Origin of the sequence: Pseudomonas gessardii, assembly GCF_001983165.1 — a bacterium.
Lineage (GTDB): Bacteria > Pseudomonadota > Gammaproteobacteria > Pseudomonadales > Pseudomonadaceae > Aquipseudomonas > Aquipseudomonas gessardii.
Window position 1 is genome coordinate 1 of record NZ_MNPU01000058.1, and the last position, 15,864, is coordinate 15,864.

Below are 15,864 nucleotides of genomic sequence, written 5' to 3' on the forward strand. Positions count from 1 at the left end.
CGACTCAAGCCCTGGTCATCATTGGCCGCAAGCTGGCGCGCATCGCCTTTTCGCTCATGAAAAACCTGAGCGAATACCAGTCAAAAGCGGTTTTGGGGGCTTCCCCAAAACCATAGAATCTCCCACATTTGATTTGTGGCGGCACCACAACTCTCTGCCACGCGCAGCCCCCCTGTGGGAGCGGGCTTGCCCGCGATAGCGGCAGCCCATTCACTGCTTCTGGCAACTGACCCACCGCCATCCCAGGCAAGCCAGTTCCCACATATGGATCTTTGTGCTCAGAGGTATTTGAGCCACGCTATATCCCGCCGCCGGGCCTTCAGCCGGGCAAACCAGCGGACGGGTAGGTACAACGCCAGCGGCAGTAACAACGCCACCAGCCACACCGCCCCCACGCTGTCGAACCCAAAGTGCGTCCCCTGGTTCAGGCCAAACAGCGCCACACCCATCACGTACAACACCTTCAGCACATACAGGTGCAGCAAGTAGAAGAACATCGGCGCCGCGCCGAACACCGCCAGTATGTCGATCCAGCGCCGCTGCCCGGCGCGTTCAAAGGCCAGCAGCAACACCAGCCCCACGCCCAGGGTCAGCGCCAGGAACAGCAATGACGGCGGATACTTGGTGATGTTGAAGAAGCTCATCCAGGTCTGCACCGGACTGTCATAGTTGTGCCACGGCGCCTCACCGTAACCATTGATCGCGCGCAGCACCCCAAAGCCCACCAGCGCGCAAATGCCCGCCAGCAACAGATACCGCTGACGCCGCGCCGCCGGCATTGCCCCGGAAAACCACGGGCCGAGGCTGTAACCCAGGGCAATCACCCCGATCCACGGCAACACCGGGTAGGTCGTGCGCAGGCGCAGGGTGTCGCTCACCTCGATCCAGCTGCGCTCATGCAGGATCGTCCAGGAAATATGCCACGCCGACCCCGCCGCGAAATGCACGCCATCGAGCAGGTTATGCCCGCCAATGATCACCAGCGCCAGGCCGATCAGCAGCGGGCGGGGCAGCCACACCAGCGCGGCGAGGGCGATCATGCTCACGCCGATGGCCCAGATCACCTGCATATAGATCACGCTGGGGGGCAGTTGGAAGGTCCAGGCGAAGTTCACCAGGGTAAATTCCAGCACCACCAGGAACAGCCCGCGCTTGAACAGAAACGCCGCAACATCGCCACGGCCTTGGTACTTTTCGCCGTACAGATACGCCGACAAGCCGGTCAGCAACACAAACACCGGCGCACACAAGTGGGCCAGGGTGCGGCTGATAAACAGCGCCGGTTCCGTGATGTCGATGCTCATCGGGTCGCTGACCTGGCGGTGCAGCAGGAACGTCTCACGCACGTGGTCGAGCAACATGAACAGGATCACCAGGCCACGCAGGGCGTCGATGGAGAGCAGGCGTTGGCGTAAACGGGCAGCGGGAACAGCGTCGGTCATGGTGCAGGGTCGCCGGCGGGAATGTAGGGGCGGTTATCTTATAACATTGGTCGGCAGCTGTGGATTTCTCAGTCGGAATCGGGCCCTGCAGGTGCTAGGGTAGGGCGCAGACTTTGACCACCCTGGAGTGACTTATGAGCGTCCCCGTTGATATCAAGGCTGTCGTGCAATTCTGGATGGCGGCGGGCCCATCACGCTGGTTCAAGAAAGATCCACAGTTCGATGCCGAGTTTGGCGCCCGCTTCCACGAGGCGCACTTCCAGGCAGCCAGGGGCGAACTGGAACACTGGATGGACGAGCCCGAAGGCGCGCTGGCGCTGCTGATCCTGCTCGATCAATACCCGCGCAACACCTTCCGGGGTACCGCCCATATGTTCGCGACCGATCCACTGGCCAGGGCTTATGCCGCACGTATGATCGACGCCGGGATGGATCGGCTGATTGACCCGGCATTGCGGGCGTTTTGCTATTTGCCTTTCGAACATTCCGAAAGCCCTGAGGACCAGCAGCGCTCCCTGGCGCTAAACAAACAACTGGATGCCGACACCTATCACTGGGCTAAGGAGCATGCCGAGATCATCCAGAGATTCGGCCGCTTTCCCCATCGCAATGGGGCGTTGGGCCGGGTGACGACCGAGGAGGAGCAGGCGTTCCTCAGCGGTGGTGGGTTCTCTGGCTAGGGCGCGACGGCGATGGGTTGTCGGCAGGCTTCCAACGCGGAGAGAAACTGGGCTTTGTTGCTCAGCATGCGTTTCGCCACCTCGTCCTGATACTGGGCGACTTGGCTGGTGGAAAGGTTCATGCACGTGCCGAATAGCTCATTGGCCTGCTTGATCACCGAGGCTTTGTCAGCCGCAGTGATAACTGTGGCCGGGTCGAACCAGGAGGAGACAAAGTTCAGCGCGGCGGCTCTGCGTTGCATGGAGCCTGGGGGGCTGTCTTTGACCAGTGCTATGTGGTTTTTCGTGTCGCTGCGGGTTTCGGCACTTTCCAGGCTGGCTTTGATTGCGCCGATTTTATCGGCGGTGATTTCGCGGCTTCCAGCATCGGCGTCCAGCTGACTTTTCAAGGCCGAAAATACCAGTTGCTGGGAGTCGTTGGCCACCGCGCCCTCGGCTTTTCGCACCTCCAGCACTACATAGGAGTTGTCTCGATAGTCACAGCCATCCCGGGGTGCTTCCTTGGCGTTGCAGGTGCCATCCTTTTTCACCAGACGGGCGCGAGCGCTGTTGTACACCAGGCTCTCCCACGGCGGCGCCGCACCACGGTCTTCGGTGCGTACCAGTACGTAGTCGCCGGTCTCGAGGTAGCCGGTTTTGGGGTTTTTGGGGTCTACACGGGTATTCATACCCACTAGGTCGAAGGAGTAGGTAAACGCATTGTCGTCCTGGTCATCCTTAATAAACGTATCGGCCAGGGCCGACAACACGTTTGCTGCCGGATGCGCGGGCGGGTAGAAGGTCTTGCCCAGGCTGGCCAGGCTGCCGAGCATCTGCCGCACCTGGGCGCCGCTCTCGTCCAGCTCGATGATGTAGATATCCAACTTGAAGGGGTTGCCGTTGTAAGTCATCGGGCCGTAGACGTTATTGAGGTTGGAGAGGTTCAGGTATTGGTTTTCGCGCACGTCATTGGAGTAGAAGATGACTTTGGAGCTACGGATGCCTTCGGGGCCGTGTTTACGGTCGCAAGGGCTTTCACAGGTGCTGGCTACAATCGCAATATCGCCGGTGGCGGGCTCGCCGCGGGCCAGGCGCAAGGGGCTGGTCCATTCGGTCAGGTCTTTGATAAAGACGGTCTTGAGGGTAATGGCGATAGGGTCGCCGGCTTTGAGCAGGTGTTTCGCCTCGCTGGCGTAGATGTTTTTGGCGCTTAGCGGACCGTCAACCGCGCCGGGGCGGTGATAGCGATAGTCGACAGCGCCTTGGTTGCTGATTGCGCAGCCGCCGAGATTCAGCAGGGTTACGGTTGCCAGCAGGTAAGCGGGTTGCAAAGCGTGCATGGGGTTCTCCTTGACGGGCGGTCGCCTCAGCGAAGAATAGTCAAGGCCGGCGGTGTTGCCATTAAATCGCCAGCTCTGGAAAGCCCCCACATTTACGGGGTGTTCCTGCATTTTGAGCGGCTATTCCCTTCAGGAATGGCCCCATAAAAAAGCGACATTGTATTTATCGCTGCACATCTCGTAGCGTGGCTGCTCACCCAAGGAGATGCCACCGTGACTGACCTGCCGATGCGCTTGTATGTCGATGCCCTGTTCACCAGCCCGTATGCAATGTCGGTGTTTGTGACCCTGCGGGAAAAAGGCCTACCGTTCGAGGTGCGCCCCCTCGACCTTGACGCGCTGGAGCAGCAGTCGCCGGTGTTTACCGGGCTGTCCGTGACCCAGCGGGTGCCGACCCTGGAGCAGGCTGGGTTTGCCTTGTCCGAGTCGTCGGCGATTACCGAGTACCTGGAGGATGTGTTCCCGCAGGTGCCGGTGTACCCCAGGGAGCCGCGCCAACGTGCGCGGGCACGGCAGATTCAGGCATGGTTGCGCAGCGATCTGCTGGCGATCCGCCAGGAACGCTCCACACTGGTGGTGTTTTGCGGGGTCCAGTATGGCCCGTTATCAACCCAGGCCCAGGTGGCGGCCGACAAGCTGATTGCGGCGGCGCAGCAATGGTTGGCCGAGGGCGACGACTACCTGTTTGGCCAATGGTCGATTGCCGATGTGGACCTGGCCGTGATGCTCAACCGGCTGATCCTCAATGGCGATCCGGTGCCCGCGCGGTTGGTGGCATATGCCCAGCGTCAGTGGCAGCGGCCATCGGTACAGGCCTGGGTCAACCAGGCACGTCCGGCGTTGTAGCGCCCAGCGGCCATTCCTGCGCGACTCGGCGGTCGAGGTCTTCCCAGTCTTCCATGCCGAGCACCCGGGTGGTGTTCAGGCCGCGTATGTAGCCGCGCAACTGCTGGGCGGCGGCGCTGGCCTGATCGGCATCGGCAGTCGGGTCCTGCAGGACGTTTTCGTACTCGATCAAATAGTCGGCAACGCGCTCGCGATACTCTGGCAGGACGGCGTTGCGGATGCGATCAAAGGTCTTCTGATGGGGTTTCATGGAGAGGTCCTTCTTATAGATTTTATTGTGTGCCGGTGTCGCAACCGTCAGTGTGGCATGGCTTCGCGGCTGAAAGCCTCCACTGCGGACACCAGGCCCTTGGCGGCCAGCACCACCAGTTCAGCACCTTTCTCAGGCGTTGCCAGGGTCGGGTCGGAACCCATCCGGCCATCCGGGTGGCGGGCGCGGAAATCCTGTGCCTCGCGGATCGGGCCGGAAGACGCTATCTGCGGTGAATAGTCGGCGGTCTTGATCAAGTCCGGATAAGCCCATTGGGTAATCGCAATCTCGGAAGGGGTGGCATGGGTGCCATGCCCCGTCGGGAACTGCGCGCGCGCCAGTTCGCCAACACCTTCCAGGTCCCACCAGTTGCACAGCTTCAAGGCAAAGCCGGCAGGGCGACGGGCGAAGCTGGCCTCGGCGTACAGTTCGGAAAAGGCGGCTTCGATGGTGGCGATATTGCCGCCGTGGCCATTGAGAAACAGGATTTTCTCGAAGCCGTGGGCCGCCAGGGAGCGGGTCCAGTCACCGATGGCGGCGATAAACGTCGACGGGCGCAGGGAGATGGTGCCGGGGAACCCAAGGTGATGCTGGGCCATGCCGATATTGAAGGTCGGGCCGACCAGGATATCGGCGTCTTTTTGCGCGTGATGGGCAATGATTTCCGGGCACATCCAATCGGTGCCCAACAGGCCGGTAGGGCCATGTTGTTCATTGGAACCGATAGGAATCACCACGGTGCGGCTACGGTCGAGAAATTGGCTTATCTCGATCCACGTTGACTGGTGCAAAAGCATTGGAGGTTCTCTCTCTGGTCAGGCTCGGCCTTCCAGATACTACCTCAACCGGCGCTGGCGATCTGGCGCGGCTTGCAATTGAGGTAGGGCGAGGATTTCAGCCAGCGCTGGTCGGGGTACCAGGAAAACATGAACTGGCCATCCTTGAGTTTGTCCACCACCTGGCGCGCCACCTGCGGACGCACGGCGGGGCAGCCCTGGCTGCGGCCGATGCGGCCTTCACGCTTGCTCCACAAGGGGCTGACGTAGTCGGCGGCGTGGATCACGATGGCACGGTCGCGGGCCTGGTCATTGAACCCCGGCTCCAGGCCGTCCATGCGCAGCGAGTAGCCATGGGTGCCCTGGTAGCTCTCCTGGGTGCGGAACAACCCGAGGCTGGATTGATGGCTGCCTTCGCTGTTGGAGAACTGGGTGGCGAAGTTTTCCCCGGATTTTTGCCCGTGGGCTACCAGGTCGCGTAGCACCAGTTTTTTTTGCCGCAGATCGAAAATCCACAGGCGACGGGCGGTCGAAGGTTGCGAGTAGTCGATCACGGCCAGGCGTTCAGAGCGTTCCTGGCCGTTATTGACAGCACATTGCATCGCGCTGAGGGCACTTTTAAGTACAGTGGGATTGAGTTCTGGAGCCGAGCGCGCCAGGCTGTTATACAAGGTATGAGGTTTGGCATTCTCTGCGAAGGCACCCGTACAGAACGCGCCCAGGGTGGCGGCGATCAGGCCGAGTCGGCAGTAAATATTCAGCATTTATCTAGCATCTCCGCCGTAGATTGGAGCTAAGCCATTGTTCAAAAAACACGCATGTTACTTGAGCCTTTGCTTGCTCGTAGCACCATTGGTCGCCATGGCCGATGAACTGCCGGTCGAGCCGCCAAACCCAGTACAGCTGGCACTTGGGCAGTTGTCGAGTGTTTGCCCCGATTTGGCGACCCAACTGGATACACCGGCCGAGCTGCGGCTGCAGGCTTTTTACCAGCAACAAGGCAATGCTGCCCTGTGGTCGGTGGACGATCGCCGAACGGCCCTGCAGGGCCAGTTGCTGTTGCTGGCCGACGACGGCCTCGATCCGGCGCACTACCGGCTGCCCGACGTGGCAACCACCAGCAATGTGCTGTGTACCGACTTCGCAACCAGCCAGCACTACCTGCAGGCCCTGCATGACTTGCACTATGGCCGTTTGCAACAGGCCCATTACGAGCCGCTGTGGCATTCCCAGCCGCCAACTGAGGATCCGGCCGTTGCGGTGCTGGCCCTGGCCAACGCGGGGCTTGCGGACATGCCGGCGGCGTTCGACCAGGCCCGGCCCTCAGCCGGTCTGTATCGTAGCCTGCGCGCGGCCTATGCCACCCAACGCCTGCAACCCTTGCCGCAGTGGGGTGTGATTGCCGACGGCCCATTGCTGCGTCCCGGCGGCGAAGACCCACGGGTACCGGCCCTGGCCCGACGCCTGGTCAGTGGCGGCCAGTTGGCGAGCGTGCCCAAGGGCAATCAATACGGCAATGAGCTGGTGGCGGCGGTGAAGCGCTTCCAGGCCAGCCATTCGTTGCAAGCCGACGGGGTGATCGGCCCGGGCACGGTGGCCGAGCTTAACGTCAGCCCGGCGGTGCGCCGCGAGCAACTGCGGGTCAACCTCGAACGTTTTCGCTGGCTGGCCCAGGACCTGGAGCCAGATGGCATTCTGGTCAACGTCGCGGCGGCCCAGTTGAGTGTCTATCAGGGTGGTGTGCCCGTGTGGCAGACCCGCCTGCAGGTGGGCCGCGCCGAACGGCAGACGCCGCTGCTCAAGTCGCGCATCACACGCCTGACCCTCAACCCTACCTGGACCATCCCGCCGACCATCATGCGCGAGGACAAACTGCCGGCCATCCGCCTGAACCCGGAGTACCTGCGCCAACAGAACCTCAAAGTGCTCGACAGTGAAGGCCGCGCCCTGTCGCCCGAGCAGGTGGACTGGTCGCACCCCGGCAACATCCTCCTGCGCCAGGACGCCGGCCCGCGCAACCCGCTGGGCAAGATCGTCATGCGCTTCCCCAATCCATTCTCTGTGTACCTGCACGATACGCCCAGCCAACCGTTGTTCAGCAAGGGGCCACGGGCGTTCAGCTCGGGGTGTGTGCGGGTGGAGCAGCCGATGCTGCTGCGCGATCTGCTGGTGAACCCGGCAGAAAAAGCGCGGACCGAGGAATTGCTGGCGACCGGGCTGACCCATGAGTTCCGCCTGGCCACGCCGGTCCCGGTGTTGCTGGGGTACTGGACGGTGCAGGTGGATAGCCAGGGGGCGTTGCTGTACGCGCCGGATATCTATGGCCGCGATGGCGTGCTGTTGAAGGCCTTGGGCGCGGTCCTGTAGGTGCGCAGCGACGCGCAATATGAGACCCGGTTGGCATCCTTGAAAAATTAACCATCAGGCATTTCTCAAACACTCAAGAAACCGACCAAGCTTGCCGACGTGATGGGTACATACCCAGGAGCGTTCAATATGAGCAGTCAACGTTTGGCAGTCGGTATCAGCCTGTTTTTCGCGCTCGTCAGTGGCACTGCCCAGGCGGCGCCCGTGAGCCACGGTGTTATCCAGTTCCGCGGCAGCATCGTCGAGGCAACATGCACTACGGGCGACGGGGCGGGGGCGACATTGGCCCTGAGTGGTTGCCCGCAGTTTGTACCCGCAAGCAACGTCAGCGCCCAGGGGGTCGAACCGGTGCGTACCGTCAGTGCCTTGGACCACTCGGTGGTCAAGGTCAAGATGGTGACTGAAACGCGCGATGGTCGTTACTTCGATCGGCAATACAACTTGAGCGATGCGGCAGGCAAACCGTTGCGTTCAGGGGCTTACCTGGTGACGCTGAGTTATCCCTGATTGTCGCGATGTCGAAGGTCCGGCTCGTAGGCGCGTGTTGCCACGAACTTTTCCCGTCAGCCTGGAGATTCAACGCGGGTTGATCAGGTAAAGTCGGCGTCTTCAGGATGAAACGTCAGGTAACAAACTATGGGGCAGTTTATACGGCAATCGGTCTTGGGCCTGCTGGTCATGGTGTTCACCACGCTGGCCGTGGCGCAAACGGCGCCTCCGGCATTGGAGAATGTGCCGCTGAACCAGCGGGTGATCGACCTGACCCATACCCTGGATACCTCGACCCAGCAGCGTCTGACTGAGCAACTGGCAGACCTCGAACAACGCAAAGGCGCGCAAATCGCCGTGATGCTGCTGCCGAGTACGGGCGATGCTGACCTCGAAACATTCACCACCCAACTGTTTCGCGCCTGGAAATTGGGGCGCAAGGGCATCGACGACGGTATTTTGCTGCTGGTGGTCAAGGACGACCGCACTGTGCGGATCGAAGTCGGTTACGGCCTGGAGGGGGTGGTCACGGACCTGTTGAGCGACCGGATTATCGAGGAGCAACTGAACCCGGCGTTTCGCCAGGGCGATTACGCTGGCGGTGTGCAGCGCGCCGTGGACGCCCTGACCGTGCTGGTCGAGGGGGGGGACTTGCCGGCAGTAGACCAGACCCGGGAAACAGTGGATGAAACTGCGGTGTTGCTGGCGCTGATTCTGGGGGCCGTCGGCGGGGTGCTGCTGGCCTCGGGCAAGCTGCATTGGCGCCGCGGCCTGATTGCCGGCCTGGTGCTGACTGTGTTGCTGACGGCACTGGCCGCGATCAATGGCAAGGCCTGGCCGATCTATGTGCTGGCGCTGCCGTTTTGTATGTCGATCAGCGCGGCCCTGTTCGGCGCGTTATGGCAGGCCAAGGCGGTGTTTTATTGCGTAGTGGGGCTGATGACCTACAGCATCGGCCTGGGGTTGGTGGATCACTACCTGACTGAAGTGTCCTTTATGAACTGGCTGGCATGGCCGCTGGCCGCGCTGGCGGTGCTGGGCCTGTACCTGATCCTGTTCGCGGTGATGAAAGCCGCCTGGAAACACAGTCGGCTGGGTTTTTGCGTGCAATCGGTGATGGTGCTGGGGGTGTATGGCGCGGCGGGGTACATGCTGGAGATGGGGCTTGATGGCTGGTTGTTCGCCTGGCCCATCAGCTCGTTCGCGGCGTTGTTCATTTATGGTCAGGGCACGGGCGGGTCGAGCTCCGGTTCCAGCGACCGTTCAAGCTCCAGCTCCAGTTCAAGTTCAAGCTCCGGTGGCGGGTTTTCCGGTGGCGGCGGTTCCAGCGGCGGCGGTGGGGCCTCAGGGAGCTGGTGAGGCCCCGTGCCGGCTCAGAGCGTCATCACCATTTCATGCCAAGCCATCCCGCCGTGGTCTGACGCCGAGGGCTGCACATACTGGTAACCCATGCGCGTGTACAGCGGCACATGCTGCTCCTTACACATCAAGTGGATGGTCTGTTTGCCCATCCCGCGCATGCGCTGCACAAAGGCTGTCATCAATTGCGTGGCGTAGCCCTTGCCCTGGTGCGCCGGGTCCACCACCACCGACATGATCACTACATTCGGCGCATCCGCTGAGTGCCCCACCAACTCCTTGAAGGCCTCATCCGACATCACCACATCATGGGCGCAACCGCCGTTGATAAAGCCCACTACCTGACCGTCCGCTTCCAGAATCAGGAAGCCTTGCGGGTACAGGGCGATACGCGTGGCGATCTTCTCCAGGGTCGCGGCTTCATCGCCCTCATAGGCGCTGATTTCGATCTCGTAGCAGCGGGCGGCGTCTGCCGGCGTGGCGTTGCGCAAGGTGAGGGCGGGCATGGGGATTCCTGGGCTGGGCGATTGAACGAGGGGCTGCATGATAGCGGGGTCGGTGCGCTGGCGAAAATCCCAGTGCCGGGCTTATTGCCGGTGCTTCTCCATCCGAATATCCCCGTCCGCCAATTGCTCAACCTCCACCCAGCCCAGGCGCTGGTAAAACCCACTGGCCCGGCTCGCTTGGGCGGTTTCCAGCCAGATCTGTCGATGGTGCTGGAACAACAAGGCTTCGGCCTGCTCCATCAGTTTGCGGCCCAGCCCGCGGCCTTCGAATTCGGGGCGGATGAAGGCGGCAAATACACAGCCGTCGTCGATATCGGCCATGGCAAACCCGACCGCTACACCTTGCACCTCGGCGACCCAGACGCAGGGCGCTTGCTGCATGGCTAGTTGGATGGCATCGGGGGTGATGCCCATTTCTGCCAACTGCTCGTGGGACAGGTGGTTTTCCCTGACGCTGGTGCGAATGTCGAAGATGGCGTCGATATCTGCCGGGGTGGCGACTCTGATAGGGCTGTTCATGCAGTTCTCGCTGTTATCCATGAATTCAACGTCGTAGATCCCGCGTGCCGCCAGGGCGGTGAAGGGGCGGGTGAGCGGCCGTACATCACTCAGTTCCCAGGCGAGCCAGCCTTCCTCGAAATAGCTGGCGCAGGCCGCTGGCACGTCCTCTGCGGTGAACGCACGCACTGCTTTTACCCGTACGATGGCGACGGCCACGCCGGTTTCATCTTCATCGTCATCGGTATGCAAGAAGCGCCCGTTCTCGACAATCAGCAGGTCCTGGGACGGCTCCAGTTGTGGCTGCCAGCGGCGGATTTCCAGGGTTTTTTCGCCTGCGGCGATGCGGCTGCCGCTGGGGCGCACGATGGAGAGGGCTTTGATGGTGCTGCTCCTAAAGAGGGGTGTTGTACTTCACTGCCGCCGCTGCCCGCGATGGCACGTTCAGACTTCTCAACAACCCCGACACATGGATGCGTACGGTAAACGGCGAAATATCCAGGGCCTTGGCGATTTCCTTGTTGGTCTTGCCTTGGGCGATCAGTCGCAACACCTCCTGCTGGCGCGCGGTCAGGGTGTTGGTGTCCAGGGGCAACAGCCCCGAGGGGGCGAACTTGACCAGCACCTCGCCCTGGCGGATGGCGAGCAGGGCCTGGCCGATTTCTTCGGGGGCGATGTTCTTGCCGATAAAACCATCGGCGCCCAGCGCCATCACCTGTTCGATCAACCCCGGGTCATCGACCATCGACACCACGATCAGCGTGGTGCGCCGCAGTTGCTGGCGCAGCTCGCCCAACTGGCTGATACAGGTCAGGCCGGGGAAGCGCAAATCGAGGATCAGGGTGTCGACTTCGCTGCCGCTCTTGAGCAGGTGCAGCACTGTATCCAGGTCGCCGGCCTGTTCCACGCGGGCCTCGGGCAGCAGGCGTTGCACGGTGCGCAGCATGCCTTCTCGAAACATGGGATGGTCGTCGGCGATGATGATCCGGCATGTCATGGTGTGCTCCTCCCTGGGGCCAGGTTGTGTGGCGTGCTACTTTACCATTCTGCTCAGCGCCTGCCTGCTGGGGGCACAGTTTAGACGATGACCGTACAAGGACGTTGCCCATGAAGTTCGTGAAAGACGCCGAACTGGACCAAGCCAACCTGCGTATTGTGGTGGCCGTCTGCGCCATTGTGTACATCAGCCTGCTGGGCTTTTTGCCGGGGCAGTCGATGGACCGCTATGTGCCGGTGATTATTTATATTTGCCTGTTTCTGCTGGTCTCGGTTGTGCTGCGCCAGGTGATCGCACGCTGGCCCGGGCATTACCCGGCGCGACGGGTTTTCGGGATGATCCACGACTACACCGGCACCTCGTTCGGCCTGGTAGTCGGCGGCGAGGCGGCATTGCCGCTGTATGCGGTGATGGTCTGGGTCAACCTGGGCAATGGCATGCGTTATGGCTCGCGCTACCTGGCGATTGCCACGGGCCTGGCGTTGCTGGCGCTGCTGATTGTGTATCGGCTGACCCCGTTGTGGCAGGCGCAGCCCTTTATGGTGCTGATGCTGATGATTACCAGCACGGTGATCCCGGTCTACGCCCACCTGCTGCTGGAGCGCACGCGCAAGGCGTCTGAAGAGGCCACCGCCGCCAACCTGGAAAAGTCGCGCTTCCTCGCCCAGGCCAGCCATGATCTGCGCCAGCCCATCCACTCCATCGGCCTGTTTACGGCGTGCCTGCGTGAAGCGCGGTTGGGCGATGAGGAGCGGCGGCTGGTGGACAATATCGACCGTTCGCTGCTCAACGTCTCGCAGTTGTTCCGCTCCATTCTCGATCTCTACACCCTGGATAACGGCCGGCTGCTGCCCAAATACCAGGTGGTGCATCTGGGTGAGTGGCTGGCCGACCTGCTGCGGCAAAACGCCGAAGCCGCACGCTGGGCCGGCGTAGAACTGCGCCTGCGCCCCTGCGCCCACTGGGTGCGGGTGGATCCGGCGCTGTTGGCAACGATGGTGCAGAACGTGCTCTCCAATTGCTTCAAGTACGGCGGCCAGCGCCCGGTACTGATCGGCGTGCGCCAGCGCGGCGGCGAGGTGCGGGTGGAGATTCACGACCAGGGCCGGGGGATTGCCGAGGAGCATCTGCCGCGGGTCTTCGAGGAGTTCTATCGCGTCCGCCACCTGCGCGACAAGGACGTCGAAGGGGTCGGCCTGGGCTTGTCCATCGTCAAGCGTCTGGGGCAGTTGATGGACATGGACGTGGTGCTGCGCTCCCGGGTGGGCCATGGCACGTCCGTCAGCCTGCGCGGGTTGCACCTGGCGACCGCGCCCCATCAACCCCCGGTGCGCGACGATGCACGCCAGGCGGGGCTGTTGACCGGCTTGAAAGTGTGCCTGGTGGAAGATGACCACAACGTGCTGCTGGCCACCCAGGCATTGCTGGAGCGTTGGGGCTGCCAGGTGCAGGCGGAGTCGAGCGGGCATAACCTGGTCAGCGATTGCGACATCATCGTCGCCGACTATGACCTGGGCAATCACGCCACCGGTATCGAGTGCATCGACCGGTTGCGTGCACAGCGTGGCGTGGCGGTGCCGGCGCTGATTCTGACCGGGCATGAGGTGGAGAAGATCCAGGCGGCGCTGCACGACCGGCAGATCGCCATTTTGTCCAAGCCAGTGCGCCCCGCTGAACTACGGGGCACCCTGCGCGACCTCAGCCAGGGGCCGGTTACTAGTTAAACGGCGTCAACCCGTTACCCCGGGCGCCCTTGGGTTGGCAGTAGGCGGCGGGTTTCATCATGCCAAAGCTGGCCACTGCAAACATCCCGCCGCTGGCACCGCTGGGCACGGAGCAGTTGTAGTCACCGGAGGCGGTGCTGGCGATGTAATAGGTGGTCATGGAGTCGCTGCGGACATTGGAGACACGCTTGACCGGCTCGCCGAGGTTGGTTTCCGAGAGGGTCTTGAGGTGGTCTTCGGTGGGCTTGATATTGCTGCAACCGGCAACACCGAGCATCAGGGCGCCCAACAGGGCAAGGCGGGCGACAGGGGAGTGCAGTTTCATGGCGTGTCTTCCTTGGGGTTGTTTTAGTGTTTTCAACGCACAACGATCCCTTGCACGGCGGGTTCGACGTGCTGGCGGGGAGCATTGGAGTACCGGGGAATATAGCGCCGGGGGCCTGCGGGGTCGATTAGCACAAGTGTGCTAATGGCACCTTGAGGTCACGGCAAACAGAGTTAATTCAGGGAGATTCGCATGCTGCAAATCAGACGCGCCACCGACGACGATGGCCCCATCGCCTTCGACATTCGCCGTCAGGCGATCCGCGGCCAATGCATCGGCGCCTACACCGCCGAACAGATGCTGACCTGGACCCGTGGCGCGGCCGAGGACGGCTATACCGCGCTAATGGCCAAGCCGTTTTACCTGGGCTGCGTCGATGGCGAGCCGGTCGCCACGGGCATGCTTGACCCGGCGCACCGGGAAGTGGGAGCGCTGTTTGTGCTGCCCGGTTCTATCGGGCGCGGTTTTGGCCAGCAGATGCTTGAGCACCTGGAGCAAGTGGCGCTGGAGTTGGGGATTGAGGAGGTGGTGCTGGACGCGACGTTGAATGCCGCGCAGTTCTATCGCAGCCGTGGTTATGAAGGCTGCGAACAGTCCATCTATCATTCGCCTTCGGGGCTGGAGCTGGCGTGTATCCCGATGGTCAAGCGCCTGACTGTTTGAACGCCGCCCGCAGCCGTTCGATCACGCCCGGCACCGTGAGCCCGGCCGTCGCGGGTGGCGTCGGGTTCTCACCGAACTCGCGCCAGATAAACAGGGTGAGTTCGGCCCCATCCGTCGCCGCTTGCCCGTCGCTGCCAGCGCCGAAGTCTTGCAGCACCCGGTAGCGCTCATCCTCCCAGAACAGCGTTTCGACCCAGTCATAGACCGGGATCAAATGAAAATGCAGCGGGAAACCGGGCATATGCCCAAAGCGGCTGATGTATAGCCACTTGGGTTGGAGCTGTACTTCCATCACCCGCTGGGTTTTCGCCAGTAGGCCACCCATTTCCGCCAGGGCCGCGTCGGGCAGGTCAGCCAGCGAGCTGATTGGCGTCTTGGCCCCCAGCATCAAATAACCGGGCAGGGCCGAGGCCAGGTGATGGTTGAGCAGCCAGTGTTCGGTTTCGTGGAGGATATGGGACGGAGCAATGTGCATGGCCGGGCACCTAGGTCGGGCCGGCAGGATACCAAAGGCAACCCCCTGTATCCCAGAAATGGGCGCGATCTGTGTCTTTCGACGGGCGGGTCTTGTGGGTACTGTCCTGCTCTTTGCTTTAACGCTGAGGCAATCATGGATCTACTGGCTACCCCTTTTGGCACCACCGACTGGTCGAGCGTCGAACCAGAGTTGCACCCTGGCGAAACCGGCAGCGCCCTATGGCGCACCTGCCATTTCGGCACCACCCGCGTGCGCATGGTCGAATACAGCCCTGGCTACCTGGCTGACCACTGGTGTTGGCGCGGTCATGTGTTGTTGTGCCTGGAGGGGGAGTTGCAGACTGAACTGGAGGATGGCCGCCAGTTCACCCTGACGGCGGGGATGAGTTATCAGGTGGGCAACGACAGGGACGGGCACCGGTCGAGCACAGCCACCGGGGCCAGGCTGTTTATTGTGGATTGATTAGTCGTCCATCGGCTGAGATGGATCCATCGTGGGGTTTTCAGAGTTTGGTGTCTCGGCACAACTCCCGTATTTGATGGGCGGTGTGGCACAAAACTCTGCGCTCGGCAAAGATCCCTGTGGGAGTTGGATTGCTCGCGGTGGCCATCGGTATCTTCTTCTGGGTATGTGTACATATCCGTTGCTGCGGTTATGGCCACTTAGGGTTCCGCCCTTACGGCGGGTCACTTTGGAAGAGCGCCAAAGTAAGCAAAGCGCTCTTGCCCCACCACTCGGTGCCTCGCCTAGGCTCGGCATGCCCGCAGTCAGGCATTGCTCCGTGGGCCCGCCGCGATCGGCCATCCCTGGCCGTGTCGCGGCTACCCCGGCATCCATGCCGGGGTGCCCACTGCGCAATACCTGCCTGCGGCCAGCGTGGTTTAACGGGGCGCCTGAGATCAAGATCAAAAGCCAGATCAAAAGCAGAGCAACAGCAACAGCAAAGCCGGGGCGCGAAGCTGCATTCCCCCCTGTGGGAGCTGGCTTGCCTGCGATGGCGGTGTATCAGTCGATAAATGTATTGGCTGATGCACCGTCATCGCAGGCAAGCCAGCTCCCACAGGGGTACGCACACGCTTCGACGATCAGGTCGGCTGTCAGGCCGCCTCGCTTTGCTTTTGATCTGAGGCGCCCCGTTAAACCAC

The 15,864-nt window shown here is 61.9% G+C and carries 18 protein-coding genes and 1 pseudogene; 8 read left to right on the top strand and 11 right to left on the bottom strand.

The genetic code is table 11. The features are described 5' to 3' along the window. Positions 1 to 278: 278 nt before the first annotated feature. Positions 279 to 1,442 (bottom strand): acetyltransferase domain-containing protein, encoded by a 1,164-nt coding sequence (locus tag BLL38_RS26135; RefSeq protein WP_076964881.1) that lies wholly within the window; start codon positions 1,440 to 1,442, stop codon positions 279 to 281. Positions 1,443 to 1,576: 134 nt separating this feature from the next. On the opposite strand from BLL38_RS26135, the gene BLL38_RS26140 reads away from it, so the two are divergent. Beyond that, a complete protein-coding gene (locus tag BLL38_RS26140) occupies positions 1,577 to 2,122 on the top strand; it encodes a DUF924 family protein (protein WP_057438680.1) in 546 nt (181 codons plus the stop codon). Here the strand turns inward: BLL38_RS26140 and BLL38_RS26145 are convergent. Next, positions 2,119 to 3,441, bottom strand: coding sequence for a hypothetical protein (locus BLL38_RS26145; protein WP_076964882.1), 1,323 nt, complete (start codon positions 3,439 to 3,441; stop codon positions 2,119 to 2,121). The genes BLL38_RS26140 and BLL38_RS26145 overlap by 4 nt on opposite strands. Before the next feature lie 228 nt (positions 3,442 to 3,669). On the opposite strand from BLL38_RS26145, the gene yfcF reads away from it, so the two are divergent. Next, positions 3,670 to 4,287 (top strand): glutathione transferase, encoded by a 618-nt coding sequence (yfcF, locus tag BLL38_RS26150; RefSeq protein ID WP_154220691.1) that lies wholly within the window; start codon positions 3,670 to 3,672, stop codon positions 4,285 to 4,287. Here yfcF and BLL38_RS26155 read toward each other — a convergent pair. Genes BLL38_RS26155 through BLL38_RS26165 form a run of 3 tightly spaced genes read right to left on the bottom strand, consistent with a single transcriptional unit; the run spans position 4,262 to position 6,077 of the window. Next, entirely contained in the window at positions 4,262 to 4,537 is a 276-nt protein-coding gene (locus BLL38_RS26155; RefSeq protein WP_057438677.1) for a hypothetical protein, read from the bottom strand. The two genes, yfcF and BLL38_RS26155, sit on opposite strands and share 26 nt — an antisense overlap. Before the next feature lie 47 nt (positions 4,538 to 4,584). Beyond that, entirely contained in the window at positions 4,585 to 5,334 is a 750-nt protein-coding gene (locus BLL38_RS26160) for a creatininase family protein (RefSeq protein ID WP_076964884.1), read from the bottom strand. A 44-nt stretch (positions 5,335 to 5,378) separates the two neighbouring features. Continuing rightward, a complete protein-coding gene (locus BLL38_RS26165) occupies positions 5,379 to 6,077 on the bottom strand; it encodes a murein L,D-transpeptidase catalytic domain family protein (protein WP_057438675.1) in 699 nt (232 codons plus the stop codon). Between the two features lie 37 nt (positions 6,078 to 6,114). On the opposite strand from BLL38_RS26165, the gene BLL38_RS26170 reads away from it, so the two are divergent. The 3 genes from BLL38_RS26170 to BLL38_RS26180 all read left to right on the top strand — a co-directional run bounded on the left by BLL38_RS26170 (position 6,115) and on the right by BLL38_RS26180 (position 9,528). Then, the gene (locus tag BLL38_RS26170; protein ID WP_076964885.1) at positions 6,115 to 7,680 is read left to right on the top strand and encodes a L,D-transpeptidase family protein; all 1,566 of its coding nucleotides are present in this window, start codon (positions 6,115 to 6,117) and stop codon (positions 7,678 to 7,680) included. A 129-nt stretch (positions 7,681 to 7,809) separates the two neighbouring features. Further along, positions 7,810 to 8,187 (top strand): hypothetical protein, encoded by a 378-nt coding sequence (locus BLL38_RS26175; RefSeq protein ID WP_076964886.1) that lies wholly within the window; start codon positions 7,810 to 7,812, stop codon positions 8,185 to 8,187. 129 nt (positions 8,188 to 8,316) lie between these two features. Further along, positions 8,317 to 9,528, top strand: coding sequence for a TPM domain-containing protein (locus BLL38_RS26180; protein WP_076964887.1), 1,212 nt, complete (start codon positions 8,317 to 8,319; stop codon positions 9,526 to 9,528). A 14-nt stretch (positions 9,529 to 9,542) separates the two neighbouring features. On the opposite strand, the gene BLL38_RS26185 is transcribed toward BLL38_RS26180, so the two are convergent. The 4 genes and pseudogenes from BLL38_RS26185 to BLL38_RS26200 form a co-directional block, all read right to left on the bottom strand. Next, positions 9,543 to 10,034, bottom strand: coding sequence for a GNAT family N-acetyltransferase (locus BLL38_RS26185; RefSeq protein WP_057438672.1), 492 nt, complete (start codon positions 10,032 to 10,034; stop codon positions 9,543 to 9,545). A gap of 81 nt (positions 10,035 to 10,115) precedes the next feature. After that, positions 10,116 to 10,553: a GNAT family N-acetyltransferase gene (locus BLL38_RS26190; protein ID WP_076964903.1), complete on the bottom strand. Its 438-nt coding sequence runs from the start codon at positions 10,551 to 10,553 to the stop codon at positions 10,116 to 10,118. Positions 10,554 to 10,670: 117 nt separating this feature from the next. After that, a pseudogene (locus BLL38_RS31545) lies at positions 10,671 to 10,898 on the bottom strand (ASCH domain-containing protein); the annotation flags it as partial. A 28-nt stretch (positions 10,899 to 10,926) separates the two neighbouring features. Further along, positions 10,927 to 11,529, bottom strand: coding sequence for a LuxR C-terminal-related transcriptional regulator (locus tag BLL38_RS26200; RefSeq protein ID WP_057438671.1), 603 nt, complete (start codon positions 11,527 to 11,529; stop codon positions 10,927 to 10,929). A gap of 110 nt (positions 11,530 to 11,639) precedes the next feature. Between BLL38_RS26200 and BLL38_RS26205 the strand changes: the two genes are divergently transcribed. Next, positions 11,640 to 13,253: an ATP-binding response regulator gene (locus BLL38_RS26205; protein ID WP_076964888.1), complete on the top strand. Its 1,614-nt coding sequence runs from the start codon at positions 11,640 to 11,642 to the stop codon at positions 13,251 to 13,253. On the opposite strand, the gene BLL38_RS26210 is transcribed toward BLL38_RS26205, so the two are convergent. Next, on the bottom strand, positions 13,246 to 13,578 hold the full coding sequence (locus BLL38_RS26210; RefSeq protein WP_057438669.1) for a hypothetical protein: 333 nt from the start codon (positions 13,576 to 13,578) through the stop codon (positions 13,246 to 13,248). The two genes, BLL38_RS26205 and BLL38_RS26210, sit on opposite strands and share 8 nt — an antisense overlap. A 192-nt stretch (positions 13,579 to 13,770) precedes the next feature. On the opposite strand from BLL38_RS26210, the gene BLL38_RS26215 reads away from it, so the two are divergent. Then, positions 13,771 to 14,241: a GNAT family N-acetyltransferase gene (locus BLL38_RS26215; protein ID WP_076964889.1), complete on the top strand. Its 471-nt coding sequence runs from the start codon at positions 13,771 to 13,773 to the stop codon at positions 14,239 to 14,241. On the opposite strand, the gene BLL38_RS26220 is transcribed toward BLL38_RS26215, so the two are convergent. After that, positions 14,222 to 14,716, bottom strand: a complete 495-nt coding sequence (locus BLL38_RS26220; protein ID WP_076964890.1) for an HIT family protein — start codon at positions 14,714 to 14,716, stop codon at positions 14,222 to 14,224. The two genes, BLL38_RS26215 and BLL38_RS26220, sit on opposite strands and share 20 nt — an antisense overlap. 135 nt (positions 14,717 to 14,851) lie before the next feature. Here BLL38_RS26220 and BLL38_RS26225 point away from each other — a divergent pair, with 135 nt between their 5' ends. Then, the gene (locus BLL38_RS26225; RefSeq protein ID WP_076964891.1) at positions 14,852 to 15,181 is read left to right on the top strand and encodes a DHCW motif cupin fold protein; all 330 of its coding nucleotides are present in this window, start codon (positions 14,852 to 14,854) and stop codon (positions 15,179 to 15,181) included. The last annotated feature ends 683 nt before the right edge of the window (positions 15,182 to 15,864 follow it).

Excerpts from the sequence above, each read along its gene's own strand:
- BLL38_RS26210 (WP_057438669.1), bottom strand. The coding sequence starts at position 13,578 with ATGAAACTGCACTCCCCTGTCGCCCGCCTTGCCCTGTTGGGCGCCCTG.
- BLL38_RS26165 (WP_057438675.1), bottom strand. The coding sequence starts at position 6,077 with ATGCTGAATATTTACTGCCGACTCGGCCTGATCGCCGCCACCCTGGGC.
- BLL38_RS26205 (WP_076964888.1), top strand. The coding sequence starts at position 11,640 with ATGAAGTTCGTGAAAGACGCCGAACTGGACCAAGCCAACCTGCGTATT.
- BLL38_RS26225 (WP_076964891.1), top strand. The coding sequence starts at position 14,852 with ATGGATCTACTGGCTACCCCTTTTGGCACCACCGACTGGTCGAGCGTC.
- BLL38_RS26160 (WP_076964884.1), bottom strand. The coding sequence starts at position 5,334 with ATGCTTTTGCACCAGTCAACGTGGATCGAGATAAGCCAATTTCTCGAC.
- BLL38_RS26175 (WP_076964886.1), top strand. The coding sequence starts at position 7,810 with ATGAGCAGTCAACGTTTGGCAGTCGGTATCAGCCTGTTTTTCGCGCTC.
- BLL38_RS26155 (WP_057438677.1), bottom strand. The coding sequence starts at position 4,537 with ATGAAACCCCATCAGAAGACCTTTGATCGCATCCGCAACGCCGTCCTG.
- BLL38_RS26135 (WP_076964881.1), bottom strand. The coding sequence starts at position 1,442 with ATGACCGACGCTGTTCCCGCTGCCCGTTTACGCCAACGCCTGCTCTCC.
- BLL38_RS26140 (WP_057438680.1), top strand. The coding sequence starts at position 1,577 with ATGAGCGTCCCCGTTGATATCAAGGCTGTCGTGCAATTCTGGATGGCG.
- BLL38_RS26185 (WP_057438672.1), bottom strand. The coding sequence starts at position 10,034 with ATGCCCGCCCTCACCTTGCGCAACGCCACGCCGGCAGACGCCGCCCGC.
- BLL38_RS26200 (WP_057438671.1), bottom strand. The coding sequence starts at position 11,529 with ATGACATGCCGGATCATCATCGCCGACGACCATCCCATGTTTCGAGAA.
- BLL38_RS26190 (WP_076964903.1), bottom strand. The coding sequence starts at position 10,553 with ATGAACAGCCCTATCAGAGTCGCCACCCCGGCAGATATCGACGCCATC.
- BLL38_RS26180 (WP_076964887.1), top strand. The coding sequence starts at position 8,317 with ATGGGGCAGTTTATACGGCAATCGGTCTTGGGCCTGCTGGTCATGGTG.
- BLL38_RS26145 (WP_076964882.1), bottom strand. The coding sequence starts at position 3,441 with ATGCACGCTTTGCAACCCGCTTACCTGCTGGCAACCGTAACCCTGCTG.
- BLL38_RS26220 (WP_076964890.1), bottom strand. The coding sequence starts at position 14,716 with ATGCACATTGCTCCGTCCCATATCCTCCACGAAACCGAACACTGGCTG.
- BLL38_RS26215 (WP_076964889.1), top strand. The coding sequence starts at position 13,771 with ATGCTGCAAATCAGACGCGCCACCGACGACGATGGCCCCATCGCCTTC.
- yfcF (WP_154220691.1), top strand. The coding sequence starts at position 3,670 with ATGCGCTTGTATGTCGATGCCCTGTTCACCAGCCCGTATGCAATGTCG.